Here is a 16,008-nt window from a genome sequence, read left to right on the forward strand (position 1 = left end):
TATCAGAAGAGATCGCCATCGGCCATGGTATAATAAAGATTGTTTAATACCCAGTCAGGGGAGATCTCCGGGGCAAAACAGCATGCTGCGGGAATAAATCCAAACGGTTCTGGTTCATTGGTGAAACCAGCGCCAAGAAATATGTCGGCAAGCGCATGATGGGCCGGCAACCAGGTAACCATATGCTTAACCCCCTTTGTTTTATATGCCTGCTTGAGGCAGGATAGAAAACTTTTGACAGTCTCAGGCTTCGGCATTGAGAGCCAGTCCACAATAACAGCCCGATCACCCTCGTTACAGATCACGGCATAGCCTTCCATAACAGTCTGCGGTGTGTTGTAATACCCCCATATTTCATAGTCCTTCAAGCAATTTTCACAGAAACGCCATTTAACAAACTGCTGATTCCGCACCACCGCCATTGGATAATAGGGGCGGCATTTTTCCCACAATCTGTCGAATGCCCCATCGATTTGGCTGTACGTCAGGGCTGATGCCTGTTTGCAGGTTGAGAAAAATTCTGCATCATCCGTGGACGCAGTCACATAGGCCATCCCCTCTGGCAAGCGCCTGTATTGAAGGTATTTTTCCCCGATATCAAAATGCTGCTTCCCCGGCAATCCATAACAAAAAGCATATTTCTCAATTCCCATACAATTTTCAGTAAACGCCTGGGCCGTTTGGACAAAAAAACCGCCCCCCCTGTATTGCGGATGCGACATGATGTCCATTAGTTGAACGATCTCAACCCGCCGGCCATTGCAGTTGGCCGAATAGGGAATCCCGCCGAAATATGCCACAATTTCACCGGTATCCTGGACACAGAGCATAATGCGGCGGCCGTATGGATTGGCCGTGTATTTCCAATGCCACAGGGAGGCCGGCATTTCCTGACCAAACACTTCGCGCCAGAGAGCCAGCACCCCTGGTTGATCAACCTCCTGATAAGGGCGAATGATAAAGCGGCCGTCCGCTATGCGTTGACTTTTTCCCATTTCCAGATTCTATTCTGATTTTTTTGGGGGTTTCTAACCCGGCTGTAATAGGTTCCCGGGGCGAGCCGCTGCCATACGGTTTCAGGCAGACAAAAATCGTCTGAAGCCAAATCACACTGGATAAACGGCACAAACAAGGAATTCAGGGCGATTTCAAAATAGGCATAACCACAGTCGCAATCTTTGCCGAACCCAAACCTCGGCGGGGTCTTTTGCTTCCCTAAATCTTCAATTTGAAGCGGGCGGGATGGTGGACCATGGATGGTTTGCACACGGTAGTGCGAATAATATTTTTCATAAAATTGTTCGCCAGATTTATTAATGGCAGCCATCTTGGTCTGCGGTGGTGCGGGCGACTGGTTATAATAATGGATGGCTTTGGCTGCCGGCACGCAGATCGGGGATTCATCATTTAAAAGCGCCTGGGCGCAAAGGTCGGTATCTTCATAATATAAAAAAAACCGTTCATCAAAAAGCACGCCGCCCTTGGCCAGAATCCAGGGCATTTGCACCAGCAGGCAGGCACCGGAAAGAAACGGCTCGAAAAACGGCTCAGTAGCCGCCCAGAACCGCTCATGGCGAATCTGCCAATAAAAATCGGCCAGTTTGGCATCGATTTCAAAATGGGACGCCGCATTAAGCGCTCCATACATTCCCATAAAATCACCGGTTGAAGGGGGCAGACGAAACAGATAATCGTCATCCCAGTAAAATCTGGGACCGGTCAAAACTGCATCATATGTATTTGCCGCATCCAGCAAATGGCGCAGGCAGGCATTATCCAAACGAACATCCGGATTAATGACCAGTACCCAATCCGTTTCTACATGCTTGAGTCCCTGGTTAACGCCTTTGGCAAATCCAAGATTGGCTGAATTGCGGATCAGTTCGATGTTTTTCGGGCCAGCCCGCTTCTCCGCAAGGTCAATGGCGCCGCTATTATCCACCACAATTATGGACCTGATTTCAGGAAACGCGTAAAGGTGCCGTATTAATTGGCCGACAAGCCGCTCGGTTTTATAATTGACAACAACAGCCGTAACAGCCATTTCTATATATCCCGTCAAAGCACGTCGCCAAAGGCATTTTTGGCCCGCATGAAAAAGGTTGTGCCAATCGAATAGGCAATCAGGGAAACCGCCGTTACATATACTAACTGCCCCATATCCATCTGGTGCTTTAAAAGCACATCGCGGTACAGGTCAACAAAGCCCCACATGGGGTTAAACTGCATGGCGGAGCGAAAGACATCCGGCAGCATGGAGGCCGGATAAACTATCGGGCACGCATAGAACCATACCATCAGCAGGATGGCCAGAATTTCTTTCATGTCCCGGATAAATACGCACAGCCCGGATAACAGGTTGGCCAGTCCCCATGTAAACAGGGTCTGAAGAAAAAGCAGCAACAGCAGATGCAACCAGGTTCCCCCGAGATATCCCAAAAAAGCCAGTACAATCAAAAAACATAGATACCCCACGCCATTTATCAAAAAGGATGAAATCACCACCCCCACAGGCAAAAGCTCCACCGGAAAAAAGACCTTGGTGATCAGGTTGGCGTTTTCAAGCAGCACAACGACCGAGCGCGACAGACTTTCGGCAAACATAAACCAGGGAAAAAACCCGCTTAAAAAATAAATCGTAAAATTGCCGGTGCCGGTTTCCCCGGGGCTCACCTGAACTCTTAGCACGATTGAAAAAATAAACAGGTAAGTAACAATGGTAGCCAGCGGATTAATCAGCACCCAGAGGTTGCCGGCGTAAGAGCCGACAAACCGCCCCTTAATGTCCCGGACGACAAAAGAGCTCAGCAGATGCCGATAACTGCCGATGGAAAAAAACGGTATTATTAACAATTTTAAAGCGTTTCGCATGAATATGATCAATCCGCAGTATAGATATAAAAAAAAGCGGCTGTGCCGCTTTTTATACCGCCCAGGCCAAAACGGCCTTAAGCGGTAAGCATGTGGGGTGTGATTACAGCGTCCAAGTTCCGCCGCCGGTGAACAAAACGCAATCAAATGTTAATGCAATCCACCAGAGAGCCCAAACACCCCGGCTATCTATCTACTGTCCTGACAGAATATCAAGCATCTGTTTGACATCTGGGTTGCTTGCACCGTCACCGTCAAGGTCCTTGAGCTTTAAAACAACATCCGGCATGTCAATCCTGCCGGAATTGTCCAGGTCATTTTCCTCCAGAAAATCATCGGTCGGCACATAACCGCCCTCGGGGTTGCCGTTTTCATCAAAATTTGCGTTGTTGAACCAGTCCATATAAGAAGCTGTATTGACATAAAAAGTTTTATTAAACATCGGAATTGTAGCTGTACCCTCACAATTCAAAATCCGGAAGTATATCCAGCCACCTTCTGAAATCGCAGGGAAAAAACTCCCGCCCATCAAAAGGGTGTTATCCCCATTTTTCAACAGAACGTCATTTTCTTCAAATCCGGATAGAGACGAGGGCGTACTTTGCCAGTCGTAACTGTCAAATGCCTTGACACTGGAGTAGTCTTCTTTAAGCGGCGACCGGAATCGAATCGCCAGCCCGACCTCCCGGCCCTGTTCGAAATTAGCTATAAATTTGAAATAGTTTGTTCCCGGCGGCACGTACATTTTAAAATACGCGTGATCCAGGGCCGGATAACCGTATTCCCAGGTGGTCGCCTTTGAAGAGAGACCCCAGTACAGGTCTTCCGATGTTGGCGGCACAGGGGTTTTGTTTTCATCTCCGTAATAAACGATCGGATCGTATGGATTAAACAAGTCATGAAACCCGTAAAAAATTTTGCTGGTGTTGTCACCACCATCATCTTTGTAATTCACGACCCAACCGTCGTTATAAACGGGCACATATGTAGACTCCGGTGCAGCAGCAAAAACGCTTTGGGCGAGTAAGACAAAAACGATAACTGCTGACAGAAGGTGGATTGGCCATACTGAGTTGATTTTATTTTTCATCGTTAAAATTAAAAATTCTTTAAACAATAAATCATAGCTAATTCCGGCTATGATTCTAATTTAAGCCCCTAAGAGCGTTTTTATACAGCTCTTAGGGGCTTTTTTGCTATCTATAGTGGTTAGTAGCTATATTAATCACCTAAGCAAGTTCCGAACTCATAAGCCGCATCATAAAGGGACATCCCTTTGGGGCCGAAATTCATCACCAAAGGAATCACCGGCGCGCCGGTCATGGTGCACACCTCGCTATAAGGCGTTGCAAAACCCTCGAATTCATATCGGACCCAGCCTGCTTCATATTCATCATCCAGGTCATAGCTCAGGTTGATGTTTAATTCGTCGCAGAATTCCGATTTTTGCTTCTCAGAGACCGGAGAGAAGAGGTCCTGATCCTTACCGGGCGAATTTTCCTTCAGATCGTAATAGGTCAGGCCGTATTCAACACAGTAAGGGTCCTCCTGATCCGCCAGGCCATTGTTCATCCAAAACGGCCCCGTACCTTGCGTGGTCGTCGCTGCATTACAACTGCTATTAGGATTGATTCGTTTTGTCGGGAATGTAAACATATGCGCAGTGACTCCCTCCTCATCCGGATCCTGATAATAGGGCATAAAGGCCTGCACTTTATTTAACAATTGTTCAATATCTGCGTTTGTAGCCAAAGCGTCGGCCAAAGAGGTTTCTGAGAAGTCAAGCTTATTATTGATAAAAACATCTTTAAAGGAAACCGCATTTTCAGAAGCACTCAGGCCCTGCAAGGGCAGATTAATTTCGAAACTGCCATAAAGACTATTAATCAGATCCCTTTGGGCGATCTCCGCTGTCGAAGCAGCGTCATACGCATCATAGATTTCATCTTTATCTACAGTATTATCGATATCTTTTGGAAGCTCTCCGTTCCAGGCTTCAAATACCTCAATGTAGCCATACTGTTCATATTCACAGTCTTTTTCGACTAACGCCCGGTTCAGCGCTTGCTCATCGCCCCAGATCGGCTCTTCCAGATCCACGTTCCACCCAGTGGCAATGCTGTCATCATCACTTTGGACATAGGTTTTGCCTCCCTGAAAGACGAGCTTTCCGGTCCAGACATCATTGGGAGAGAGGTAGATAAAGAAGTCCAGGAGCTCAATGCTGAAGGCAGAGCCCCGAAAAACAACCTTGGCCACGACAGAGTGGGTGTCGCTGGTATTTATCACCTGAATGGGGGTTTCAAACGGCCCGTCTGCGATATATGCCGGGAAAATCAAATAATCACCGGTATTGTCATCAGACAGCGTCACTGCCATTGCGGAGCCGGCGACAAAAGTGGCCAGAACGCACAGTACAAGAATTTTTGTTAGTTTTTTCATTTCATCCTCCTAAATTTTTGGTTTTGCCATTACGTGTTCAAACATTTTTCCTTTTAGGCTATTAAACCTTACTGAATCAATACTGAATCAATTAACCGAAATTGCTTTCGCCACCTCCTTTCATGAACTTCTGTGTTTTTTTGACATTGGCATTTTAACTTATGCAATATTTGTTCCAACAAAAAACGTAACTATATTTTATCAATTAAAACCCTAAATCCGGGAAAATAAGCTTATTCCGCGCCACATGGAACCATTTGCCATCGATTCGCACCCAGCGATCCGGCAAATGGGTCTGAATCCGTTTCTCGGAGGTTTTTTTCTTAAGGTAAAATTTTCCCTCTATATCAATCACTTGTTCCGCCAGGTCAGACTCGCGTTGCTCCATCCGCACAAGCTCCAACTCCAGAAGCTGCTGCTCGGAGGTTCGTTCAATGTAGAGCCTGTATTTTTCAAAGCTGACTTTGTCCCTGAAATCCGGGGTCTCCATCGCGTACGCGGCTTTGAACTCATCCGTATACCGCAATTTCCAATACGCCTTAAACTGATCATATAATTGCGGCGGTAATTCTAAACTATCGGGGTTGGTGATGTTAAGCTCAAATTCAGGTTTGTTATCCCTTGCTGACAATTTTTCGTTAGTGAACAAGGTGCATCCACTGCTAAATAAACACATTGTAACCAACACAACCGCCCCCGTCAAATAAAAATGCCGCATCTATTCTCCTTTGTCCTGCAAGCGAAGATTTTTAAATAAATTCTTATTTTCATTAAATGCAAAAACTTCCGTATAAAGCGGCTCAACACCTGTTCCAGGGTTCATGCGGCTTACGGATAGCCGGTAAGGGCCTGTATTATTATCCCAATTCGGCAGCCGAAGACAGTAGCCCCCTGTCGGATCTGTAAACGCAGCAGCATAAGGGATATTCCCGTTGTCCTGCCGGGCGGCATCCCTGTAAACGGCAACCAAAAGCCCGTTTGGCGAGTATGACTCAGATGGCTCCACCCGGGCCTCGCTTTCAGGCGGGTTTTCCGCCCTCTCCCTTGAAACACGACCAACTATATGCCTCTTGGCATCAGCAGGATTTGCCAGGGTACACAGAAGCATCCCGCCGACCCCTTCCGGTGCAAGATTATTTCCCGATGGGGGCGGCTCCCTGTATGCAATCCCGATTTCGGTAAAATCCGGGTTGAAAATCGCCTCAAACCCTTTTCCGGAAGCATTCAGACCGGATTGCAGCATCCGAAGAAAAGCCATAAATGCCCCTTCCCAGGCATCGAGCGATTTTCCTGCTTTGTCAGGCGACCCTGACACCAAAAGCTCGGCGGCCGTAATCGCATCATAATCATATTTTTCTTCCAATACCTGCCGGACATCAGTTAAAAAAAGCAGGTTTGTCCCCTCCGGCCGATTTTTCCGGTCAACATCTACCCGCCTTTCCGCGAAATCAAAGAGCTTTTCATTTGCCGACAGGGGGGGCAGCCCCTCACCAAGAACCCAGCCATTAACCCCAAGGGCCTTAAATGCCGTATCATGATCGATGCCGAGCGCCCACAACATGAAATCCGGATTGGCCCGGACCGTATTGATCAGCTGCAACAGTTTTCTCTCAGCTGCGTAGCTGCCTTCTTGACTGGCTCCGAAATCGCATGCGGCAATATACACATTAACCGGTGTGCCTTCAAAATTCATGCTTCCGCTTTGAACAGCGACCCCAATCTCCGAAAATTGCGAACCGAGAATATGCCAGGGTTCCGCCGGCCTGGAAGACAACTCATCCCGCAGCATATTCTTGAATATTTCCCAAACAGCCTGCTCTTCACTCATAAAATTGTTAAATGATACCATGCCGATACTTTCTCCACTGGCAATGGGCAGGTACCCTTCAGCCCGGATACGGTCCTCAGGCCTTTGGCCATCCCTGGAGGTTTGGGCATAATAGTTACGCATCAGCATATCCGAGACATGGCTGAAGGCGGCGTTTTGCAACTTGCGATTAACAGAAAGGGACCGCACCCCATGGTTTAAAATCGCTCTTCGCTCTTGGGAAAAAGCCGGCTCCGCCTTTATATCAATATCAATCATTTCCGCCATCATTACAGGATTGCGGCGGGCCTGATTAATCAACTCCACCAGCTGTTTTTCCATAGCCGAATAATCAGCCTCAGCCGAGCCAACGGAAAAACAACAAAGGCTGAGCACAGCTATGGCAGTGAATAACCGGTACCTCAATTTATTGCGTTGATACGTCTTCATTTCAAAACTTATATCTCAAATAGGTTGCTTGCTTTCCTGCTCATCAATAACCAATGACAACCGGAAACATTAAAACAGGTTTTGGGTATTTAAACATGCAAAATAGATACCAAAGTGAAGGCCTTGCCGCCACTTCTTTTTCCATGAATTATTGGCTCGGACGCCCCTGCCCATAAAACACACGGCTGAAGTTGGTCAAATTTAGTCACCCCTGGTTACATATAACCATCAGGCGAAATAACCCCGGCAAATCTCCAAAGGTATTAACGCCAGTGCTTGCGAAGCAGCACCTCTACAGATATAGGCGCAGCGCGAATCATTTCATATGTTCCCGGCAGGCTTTCATCCCGGTCCAGCATATTTTTAAGCGTAATACTCAGATCCATATCACTGGCGGCAATATCACTATACGAAGCATTCATATCCACCAACCATTGATCTTCACCCGCCACTTGCGATTCACCCCTTGGGAAAACTAAACTACAGGCGTCCGCATACGCCAGCCGGCCAAAAAAACTCAGCTTGTCTGTGGGTTGCCACTGAATCATAAAATCGGCGTATATCTCAGGCCCCACATCAAAAGGATAAGTGACATCCTCGAACACTTCCTCAACCGTTCCATCCGGCCGTATGAAAGAATAAGCCAGGAAATGATACCTTTCCGAGGGGCCGCTGTTGTTTAGCATCGTTATATTTCCAGACAGGGTTAAATTTTCCCGCAATCTTACCTCGCTCCCTATTTCCACGCCATTAATGGTTTGATGGTTGGGATCGGAAAGACCGGCATATGGATCCTGCATGATGTGGTCGGAGATGCGGCTAACGAATCCGCATAAATTGATGGTCGCCCGCCGGCTCGGCTGCCAGCTCAACTGGGCATTGAACGTATCGATCTCCTCCAGCGGCGGGGTTTCATCCTCGATCAACTGCTTGGCAAAAGGGGTGCGATAGGCAGTGCCGTAAAGTAGTTTCAGCTGCCAGTCCTGATGAAAAGGCCAGACCATGCCGGTGTTGAAACTGAAGTTGTCTGCGTAAGCCTCGTGATCGTCGTAGCGGCCGCCCAAAAACAAATCAATTTTACCGATTTTATGAGAATATTGTCCGAAAACAGAGCGCAAGCTGTTGTCATAATCGATTTGCCGGACACTTGGAAGAAATGTTTGGTTTTCCGGCCCCAAATACTCAGGCAAATAGCTATCCCAGACCGGTGCGTCCTCCACCCGCCGGTCTCTGTATGCCACCCCCCCGGTCAAAAGCCCTTGACCGGAAAACAGCCGGCGATCATAAATCACTTCTGTGTAATAGGCGTATTCATCCGGGGAATAGGATTTATCAATAACTTCGTAGTCCGAGTGAACCGTACTGTAATACCCCATCAAACGGATGGCTGAGTGCGCATCCAAATCTGTCTTGCTTTCCGCCTTGACAAAACTAAACGGCGTACTCCTGGACTCTGACCAAACACCGGCATTCCGGGCCTCAATAGTATAAGGCTTTTCAAAATCGGAAAAACGAGCCGTCAGGGCGAATTGGTCCCCGTAAGCCAAGCGGCCTGACATATCCAGATATTTGGCTTCATCCGGGCGGCGCCTTCCGAAGCGCGCCTCCGGCGAAACCGGATTTTCTCCGTCCCCCCAGAACCTCACGATATCAAAATGGCGATCATCTTCCTTGCCGTACCGGCCGGAAACAGAGAAAAACATATCCCACGGCCCGCTGTTATGACCGGCATTCAAATAACCACCTGCCTGATCCCCATGGGAATTATATAAAACGCCGGTTTCAGCCTTATCTATATCTTTCCCGGTCATGGGCACAATATTGACGATGCCGCCATATGCGTCCGGGCCCCACAACACGGAACCAGGCCCCCGAATTATTTCGATTCGCTTTACAGGCGCCAGAGAGAGTTCGTGATCCAAAGGATGAACCGATTTTCGAATATTGGAATGCATGGGGACCGTATCATACAAAAAAAGCGCAGAATTCGGCAAACCGCGCAGGTATGGCTGGCTTCCCCACTCCTTGGGCGCCATATAAAACCCCGGCGTCATCCCTAACAACTCAGCCAATGTCGAATAACCTGATTTTTCTATCTGATCCCTTGTAATGACATCTGCAACAGCCGGCGCCTGGGAGGCGCTTTCCTCCCTTCGGGAGGCAATCGTCAAAACCTCCAGGTCCAGGCCGACAAACATCAGCATGGTGTCATCGGCTACCTGATTTGATGTCTCAGCCGATAGCGCCTTCGGGGCGATGGGTGGAACAAGCCCCGCCAACCAAGCGATCCAGACACCCAGGCAAACAACCAAAACCCTTTCAAATCGTCGATTCATGAACATTTCTGGCTTAACTTGAATATTTATTTAATGCCCGCCTGCTTCATTAACACCCTGAATTTAGCCCTTGTCAATCCAAGAAGCTTGGCTGCCGAGGACTGATTGTTCTGTGTGATTTCAAGCGCCTGCCTGACGAGATTGGCCTCTAGTTCTTCTATCGAGAGGCCTTCCGGCGGCAGGGCAAAGCTACCATCACCGCAAACGTTATCGACCTGCAAAAAAGATAATGTTTCCGCTGTAACCACCCCCTCTTTCCGGCACAATATGACGGCGCGCTCCATGGCGTTGACCAGCTCCCGGACATTGCCCGGCCAGGAATAGCGGCAGAGAACCCGTTTTGCGCCTTCAGTTAATTGAATATCCCGTCCCTCGCCGGTACGCTTTAAAACGTATTCAGCAATCGCGCTCACATCCTCCGTGCGCTTGCGCAGAGGCGGGACATCAATTGGAAACACATTAATGCGGTAAAACAAATCCCGGCGAAAAAGCCTCTTTTCAACAAGATCTTCCAGGTTTTGATTCGTCGCGCATATGATGCGCACATCCACAGGTATCTCCGCGTTGCCGCCCACACGCTGAATCCGTTTTTCTTCAAGGGTGCGCAAAAGTTTGCTCTGGGCCTCCATCGGCATATCCCCGATCTCATCCAGAAACAGGGTCCCCCCGGAGGCATACTCAAACTTTCCCTTGGTACGCTTATCCGCGCCGGTAAAGGCCCCTTTTTCATAGCCGAACAACTCCGACTCGACCAGGGAGGGGGTAATGGCCGCGCAGTTGACCGGTACAAACCGCTGTGCGCTTCGGGGACTGACTTTATGGATATACCTTGCGACAAGCTCCTTGCCGGTTCCGGACTCCCCCCTTACCAGTGCGGCCGTATCCCTTTTGGCCACTTGCCCGGCGATCTCCATGAGCTGGGCCATGGGTTGTGAATTATAGATAATTTCATCAGGACCCGCCTTCTCCTGCAGCTCCTCTTTCAATTCCCGGTTTTCGGCCATAATCCGGGAAATTCCCAGGGCACGCTCAACCGTCAGCAGGAGCCGTTCTTCTTCAAAGGGTTTGGTTATATAATCGACCGCCCCCTCCCGCATGGCCTCCACCGCCGAATCCACAGTGGCAAAAGCGGTGATGAAAATAAAGGAACATTGAATATTGAGTTCCCGAACAGTTCGAAACAAAGTCATACCATCCATGGAGGGCATTTTAATATCAGTAATAACGATATCATAGGCCTTTTCCCGGATCATTTCCAGCGCCGCCTCCCCGTCAGCTGCCTGATCCACCTGATATCCGCTTTCAGTGAGCATGATGCTCAGCAGATGCCGCATTTTTTTTTCGTCTTCAACCACCAGAATATAAGCCATGGTTTATGCGTCCAAGCTCCGAATTATTTATAGGATTGGATTCTCGGATTTATTTCGGGGTATCTCAACAGTAAAAACTGCCCCGCCCTTGATGTAATTGTCTGCGTAAACAACTCCGCCATGGGCTTTTACGACTTGAGTCGCGAATGTCAGGCCCAGACCGCTGCCCTTGGAGCGGGTGGAATAAAAGGGCTCAAAAATCTTTTCCATATCCGCCTCGGCAATTCCCGGTCCTTGATCAGCGATAACTGCCCGCCACTTATCCGGCAGGCATTCGGCGATTATCGTGATAATGCCTTTTTCCTTATTGGCCGAGACCGCATTGATTAAGATATTAAAAAGCGCTCTATCGCATAATCCCTTATCTGCATAGATTTCGCAAGGTTCCTCAGGAATGTGGGTGTCGAATTCAAGTAAACCGTGCTGAGTCTCCAGCCGTTCAATAAGCTCCCCGAGCATCTGGTTGGCCTCTACCTCCTTAAAGCTCGGAACCGCCGGCTGGGCGAATGTCAAAAAATCTTCAATCAGCTTGTTTAGCTGGGTTATTTCCTCCTCAATATAGCCCACCAGATTATCATTGTTTTCAGCGGACGGAATGCGCCGCTTGAGCACATCCAGAGTGCTTTTCATAATGCCCAGGGGATTTTTGACTTCATGGGCCACCATCATGGAAAACTTCCCCATTTCCGCCAGTATCTGCTGCCGGGCCATCTTCATATGCGCATTTTCAATCGCCTGGCGGTTTTTTTCAATGGAATCGAGCATGGAATTAAATGCAACGCCCACTTCCCGGGTCTCCGGTACACTGCCAGGCCGGAGCCGGATATGCAGCTCTCCGCAACTTACCCGCTGTGCGGCATCGGAGAGGTTCTTTAAAGGCGCCACGATGGATCGGGAAATATAGTAAAAAAGAATCACACAGATCAAGGCCAGGCCTGCGGCGACCCAGAAAAAAAGCGTCTGGATGTCTTCCAGAATCTGTTTAATCCCGGATGTACTGTAAATAATTTTTACTGATCCGATATTCTTTTCAGCCTCAGATGTATCGCTGATCTCGAAAAGCCGATTATATTCCGGATTGGTTTTTAAGCGTACAGGCTTTTCAATATCATGCAGTGGCCCCTTGATCTGCTTGGCCTTTTTTGCGAGAATCCCCGAACGGCTGCTGCTGATGGTTACTTCGGCCACGTCCTGTTCAGCAATCAAATTGCCGGCCAGATCTTCAAGCATATCCGGCTCATCAATAAGTATCCCCAATTCTGAGTTCATCGCCAGATACCGGGCCAAAAAATCCATTCGCCCATGAAATCGGTCAAAGGCAAAATCCTGAAAAATTTTTACCCCGATAAACCCCAGCAAAAATGCCGTGATACACAAAACCATGACGGCGGCAATAACCAGCCGGGCATGTATACCCAAGCTTTTCATGGCTGCACCTTAATCATCGGAGGGGGGTTTTCAGGCAGCTCTGTTTCCAACCGCTTGCATACCCGCTTATTCAACCACACCTCATATGCCGGGGTTTGCCTGCCGCAAGGCTTCCCCTGATATAGATCCGCCACCATGGCACCAGTTTGCCGGCCGATCTGATGAAAATCAAAAACAAATGACAGGCAGGCCCCGCTTTCATAAAAAAATTTATTATAACCTATAACAGATTTCCCCTGCACAAGGCAGGTTTTAATCACATAGTGGATAATGGTTTCAGAAATCACCGTCTGGTCCGGGATCATCCATAGGCAATCAATCGAATCCAGGTGGGCCCGAAGTATCTCGGAAATACTCTGGCGGGAATTGACTCGCAAAGGCTTAATTAAAATTCCCAATGAAGCGGCCGCGGCTTGCGCCGCTTCATAAAAAGCTTCATTATGAGCCGGATCGTAAATTATGCCGATACGCTCAATACCGGGCAAACCCTGATGGATTCGCCGGACTTGCTCGGCGGGAGGGATATTCAAAGGCACGCCGCACTGTTCGCGATCCAGTGCTGAAATATTTTTTTCCGGATTGCGCACGACGGAATATATTTTCCCCCCATCCGCAGCGGGCAGACGGTTCCAAAGCAATTCCGCGGCTTCCGGTCCGATTGCCAGAAAAATGCGGTAGCCGCCGTCACCAAATTTCGCCAGCGCCTGATCCTGGCGCGCCTCATCCATTTGATCCAGAAAATAAGTTTCCGCAGCAGCCCCCGGGATATCTTTAAAGACGCTGCGGATGCCTTCCAAAACCTCAATAAACGGGCGAATCTGCCGTGAAACAACAATGGCCGTCTTTCCTGACATGGCCGGACCAGCCGCTGAGGCCGCTGGAAGCGCCAGGATCATAATGAGACTAAAAATCAGGTGACGGTAAAATTTCACGGCGCATTCTAAATTTCTTCAAGTCATCCTCTTTTGCCGTCAGACAGCCGAAGGTATCGGTCAATTATCAATTCCCGACGGTTTTATGGCTCCGAATCCAGGATGCCCTTCATTTGTTTTTTGAATTCACTGGTTACCGCATCCACATCCGCCAGACTCGTAATGACCTGTGGCGAGATGAAAATAATCAGCTCGGTCTTGGAGACCGAATCCGTAGACTTTCCGAAAATATATTTTAATATTGGGATATCGACAAACCATGGTGTGCCTGATCTGCTGTCGGTTTGCGTCTCTTTAATCAATCCGCCGATAACGATAGTCTGGCCGCTTTTCACAGAAAGCGTCGTCCGGGCCCGGCGCTTAAAAAAAGAGGGAAAGGTTTGCCCGCCCACACTCACATTCTCTGCCAGTTCACTGACTTCCTGCTCAATATCCATCGTAACCAGGCCGACTTCATTGATATGAGGGGTCACGGAAAGCATCACGCCTGTATCCCGATACTCTATATTGGTCGATACCACAGGGTTATCCCCTGATGTGTATTCAAACTCGGAGCTGGCCACAGGCACCTCGGTTGAAATGTCAATTTGGGCATTCTGGCTGTTGGATGCAAGAATGGTGGGGGATGAGAGAATATTTACCATATTTTTTGAAGCCAAAGCTGACAGGGCCGAAGTCCACCGATCGATCTCGCCGATCGTATACTTAAAGCCATTGGCTCCGGCCGAGGCACTCAGCAGACTGGTGCCGGGAGTTCCTCCCTCTCCCTTCACGTAAGACCACTCCACCCCCATTTCGGTTTTGTCATCAAGATTTACCTCAGCAATGGTCATTTTGATTAAAACCTGCCTGGGCAGGACATCAATTTTTTTCAAAAGCTCTGAAATCAGTGCATAATCCGGGGGAATCGCTTCAATAATCAGCGAATTGCGGGTTTCATCCGCAACAATCTTGACATGATCGCGCAGTGTATTGGAGTAAGCGATCTCCTGGGCGGGCTTTTGAGCTTCTGACTCCTGGCCCGAAGATTGATTATAATCGGCATCGGCATCGGCATCACTCCTATCACCTTTGGCTTTTACCGTCTCCGCCGCATCCCGCTTTTCCCGCTTAGCATCCGCCGCAAACGGATTGCCTGATATGCCGGCAGATTCGCCCGGCCCTTCGGCCCTTTTCTCAGAACGAAACACTTCATTGAGCAAATCCGCAATTTCTCCGGCTTGGCCATTTTTGACAGAATAGACGTAAATCTGGGACGACATGCCTTTTCTGGGGACATCAAGCTGTTCAATAAACTGTTCAACGGATTGAAAGGTGTCTTCGGCCGGACTTATCAACAGAATGCTGTTCAACCGTTGGATGGGGATAAACATTGTATTTGAGGATTTATTTTTATTAATTGGCGACTGAAAAATCTTTTCCAGCACATCCGCCATCTCCTTGGCGTCCATATGGTCGAGGGGATAAAACGCATAATCGATTTGCTCGAAAAAATCGACATCAAAGGCATTAACCAGGCGCAAAATCTTTTCAATGTTGTCACGGTAATCGACAACAATCAAAGTATTGGTTTCCGATTGGGCAAGGATCTCACCCGCCTTGCTGGTAAAAGGCTTCAATAATTTCAATATTTCATCAGATTTGATGCTGTTTAACGGGATAATTTGAACAATCACCCCGCCCCTGGTTTTTTCGGCATCCAGGTCGCGCCCCACATTCGAAAAAAGGGGCAGGCGGGTGAGGTCTTCTGCGGATACGATATGAAAATATTCGCCGCGTTTTACCGCTGTTAATCCATTGATCTCCAATAATTGATAGAAAACCGGCCACAATTCAGACCGGTCTAATTTGCCGGCGCTGTGTATCGTAACCTTTCCTTTCACCGGTGCATCCAGAATGTAATTAATCTCCAGAATCTGTGAAAAATGGCGGACCACCTCAATCAATTCAGCCTCTTCAAAGTTTAACAGGAATTTTTTTTCACCCGATTGCTGCCGTTGAGAAAAATGGACCGGCGCATCCGAATTGGATTTTTCATCTTCCGCGGATGCTTTAATACGAGATTCAGCGGACGTTTCGCCATCCGGGCTTGATTGCTGCCGCCTCGGCTCGCCGCCCCCTAAAGGGGGCTCAGATGGGTCAGGGGCGGAGACCAAAGCATCACTTTGAACTGTCGATACAGTCTCCTCCCCTTTGCCCGGAGCCAGGTCCCGATCCTGAGAGGAGACTTCCTCAGCGTCTCCGCCCACTTCTATCTGGAAATCCCTCTTTTGTGGCCCGCTTTGGGTGGCGCAACCACTCATCAAAGCGAACACCATTGCAATAAAAATAATCGGAAGTCGTCTTTTTGCGTCGCTTTTCAATGCCATCGG

12 protein-coding genes are annotated in these 16,008 nt (G+C 48.6%); all 12 read right to left on the bottom strand.

Annotated elements, in window-relative coordinates; genetic code table 11:
* Window positions 1-2 precede the first annotated feature (2 nt).
* Entirely contained in the window at window positions 3-995 is a 993-nt protein-coding gene (locus U5L07_14990) for a GNAT family N-acetyltransferase (GenBank protein ID MDZ7833052.1), read from the bottom strand.
* The gene (locus U5L07_14995; protein MDZ7833053.1) at window positions 974-2,062 is read right to left on the bottom strand and encodes a glycosyltransferase family 2 protein; all 1,089 of its coding nucleotides are present in this window, start codon (window positions 2,060-2,062) and stop codon (window positions 974-976) included. Before U5L07_14995 ends, U5L07_14990 begins: the two co-directional genes overlap by 22 nt.
* On the bottom strand, window positions 2,059-2,871 hold the full coding sequence (locus U5L07_15000) for an ABC transporter permease (GenBank protein ID MDZ7833054.1): 813 nt from the start codon (window positions 2,869-2,871) through the stop codon (window positions 2,059-2,061). Before U5L07_15000 ends, U5L07_14995 begins: the two co-directional genes overlap by 4 nt.
* A 193-nt stretch (window positions 2,872-3,064) precedes the next feature.
* Complete coding sequence (locus U5L07_15005; GenBank protein ID MDZ7833055.1) at window positions 3,065-3,988, bottom strand: hypothetical protein; 924 nt, start codon at window positions 3,986-3,988, stop codon at window positions 3,065-3,067.
* A gap of 104 nt (window positions 3,989-4,092) precedes the next feature.
* On the bottom strand, window positions 4,093-5,313 hold the full coding sequence (locus U5L07_15010) for a hypothetical protein (GenBank protein MDZ7833056.1): 1,221 nt from the start codon (window positions 5,311-5,313) through the stop codon (window positions 4,093-4,095).
* A gap of 205 nt (window positions 5,314-5,518) precedes the next feature.
* A complete protein-coding gene (locus U5L07_15015; protein ID MDZ7833057.1) occupies window positions 5,519-6,031 on the bottom strand; it encodes a hypothetical protein in 513 nt (170 codons plus the stop codon).
* A complete protein-coding gene (locus U5L07_15020; protein MDZ7833058.1) occupies window positions 6,032-7,462 on the bottom strand; it encodes a CAP domain-containing protein in 1,431 nt (476 codons plus the stop codon).
* 371 nt (window positions 7,463-7,833) lie between these two features.
* Complete coding sequence (locus U5L07_15025) at window positions 7,834-9,906, bottom strand: TonB-dependent receptor (protein MDZ7833059.1); 2,073 nt, start codon at window positions 9,904-9,906, stop codon at window positions 7,834-7,836.
* Window positions 9,907-9,932: 26 nt separating this feature from the next.
* Entirely contained in the window at window positions 9,933-11,276 is a 1,344-nt protein-coding gene (locus U5L07_15030; protein MDZ7833060.1) for a sigma-54 dependent transcriptional regulator, read from the bottom strand.
* A gap of 27 nt (window positions 11,277-11,303) precedes the next feature.
* Complete coding sequence (locus U5L07_15035; GenBank protein MDZ7833061.1) at window positions 11,304-12,704, bottom strand: HAMP domain-containing sensor histidine kinase; 1,401 nt, start codon at window positions 12,702-12,704, stop codon at window positions 11,304-11,306.
* A complete protein-coding gene (locus tag U5L07_15040) occupies window positions 12,701-13,558 on the bottom strand; it encodes an ABC transporter substrate binding protein (protein ID MDZ7833062.1) in 858 nt (285 codons plus the stop codon). The genes U5L07_15035 and U5L07_15040 overlap by 4 nt, the downstream gene beginning before the upstream one ends.
* 161 nt (window positions 13,559-13,719) lie before the next feature.
* Complete coding sequence (gene gspD / locus U5L07_15045) at window positions 13,720-16,005, bottom strand: type II secretion system secretin GspD (protein MDZ7833063.1); 2,286 nt, start codon at window positions 16,003-16,005, stop codon at window positions 13,720-13,722.
* Window positions 16,006-16,008 lie beyond the last annotated feature (3 nt).

Source organism: Desulfobacterales bacterium, from assembly GCA_034520365.1.
GTDB lineage: Bacteria > Desulfobacterota > Desulfobacteria > Desulfobacterales > Desulfosalsimonadaceae > M55B175.

Coding starts and splice junctions, on each gene's coding strand:
- U5L07_14990 (MDZ7833052.1), bottom strand. CDS start 995: ATGGGAAAAAGTCAACGCATAGCGGACGGCCGCTTTATCATTCGCCCT.
- U5L07_15000 (MDZ7833054.1), bottom strand. CDS start 2,871: ATGCGAAACGCTTTAAAATTGTTAATAATACCGTTTTTTTCCATCGGC.
- U5L07_15010 (MDZ7833056.1), bottom strand. CDS start 5,313: ATGAAAAAACTAACAAAAATTCTTGTACTGTGCGTTCTGGCCACTTTT.
- U5L07_15015 (MDZ7833057.1), bottom strand. CDS start 6,031: ATGCGGCATTTTTATTTGACGGGGGCGGTTGTGTTGGTTACAATGTGT.
- U5L07_15020 (MDZ7833058.1), bottom strand. CDS start 7,462: ATGGAAAAACAGCTGGTGGAGTTGATTAATCAGGCCCGCCGCAATCCT.
- U5L07_15025 (MDZ7833059.1), bottom strand. CDS start 9,906: ATGAATCGACGATTTGAAAGGGTTTTGGTTGTTTGCCTGGGTGTCTGG.
- U5L07_15030 (MDZ7833060.1), bottom strand. CDS start 11,276: ATGGCTTATATTCTGGTGGTTGAAGACGAAAAAAAAATGCGGCATCTG.
- U5L07_15035 (MDZ7833061.1), bottom strand. CDS start 12,704: ATGAAAAGCTTGGGTATACATGCCCGGCTGGTTATTGCCGCCGTCATG.
- U5L07_15040 (MDZ7833062.1), bottom strand. CDS start 13,558: ATGTCAGGAAAGACGGCCATTGTTGTTTCACGGCAGATTCGCCCGTTT.
- gspD (MDZ7833063.1), bottom strand. CDS start 16,005: ATGGCATTGAAAAGCGACGCAAAAAGACGACTTCCGATTATTTTTATT.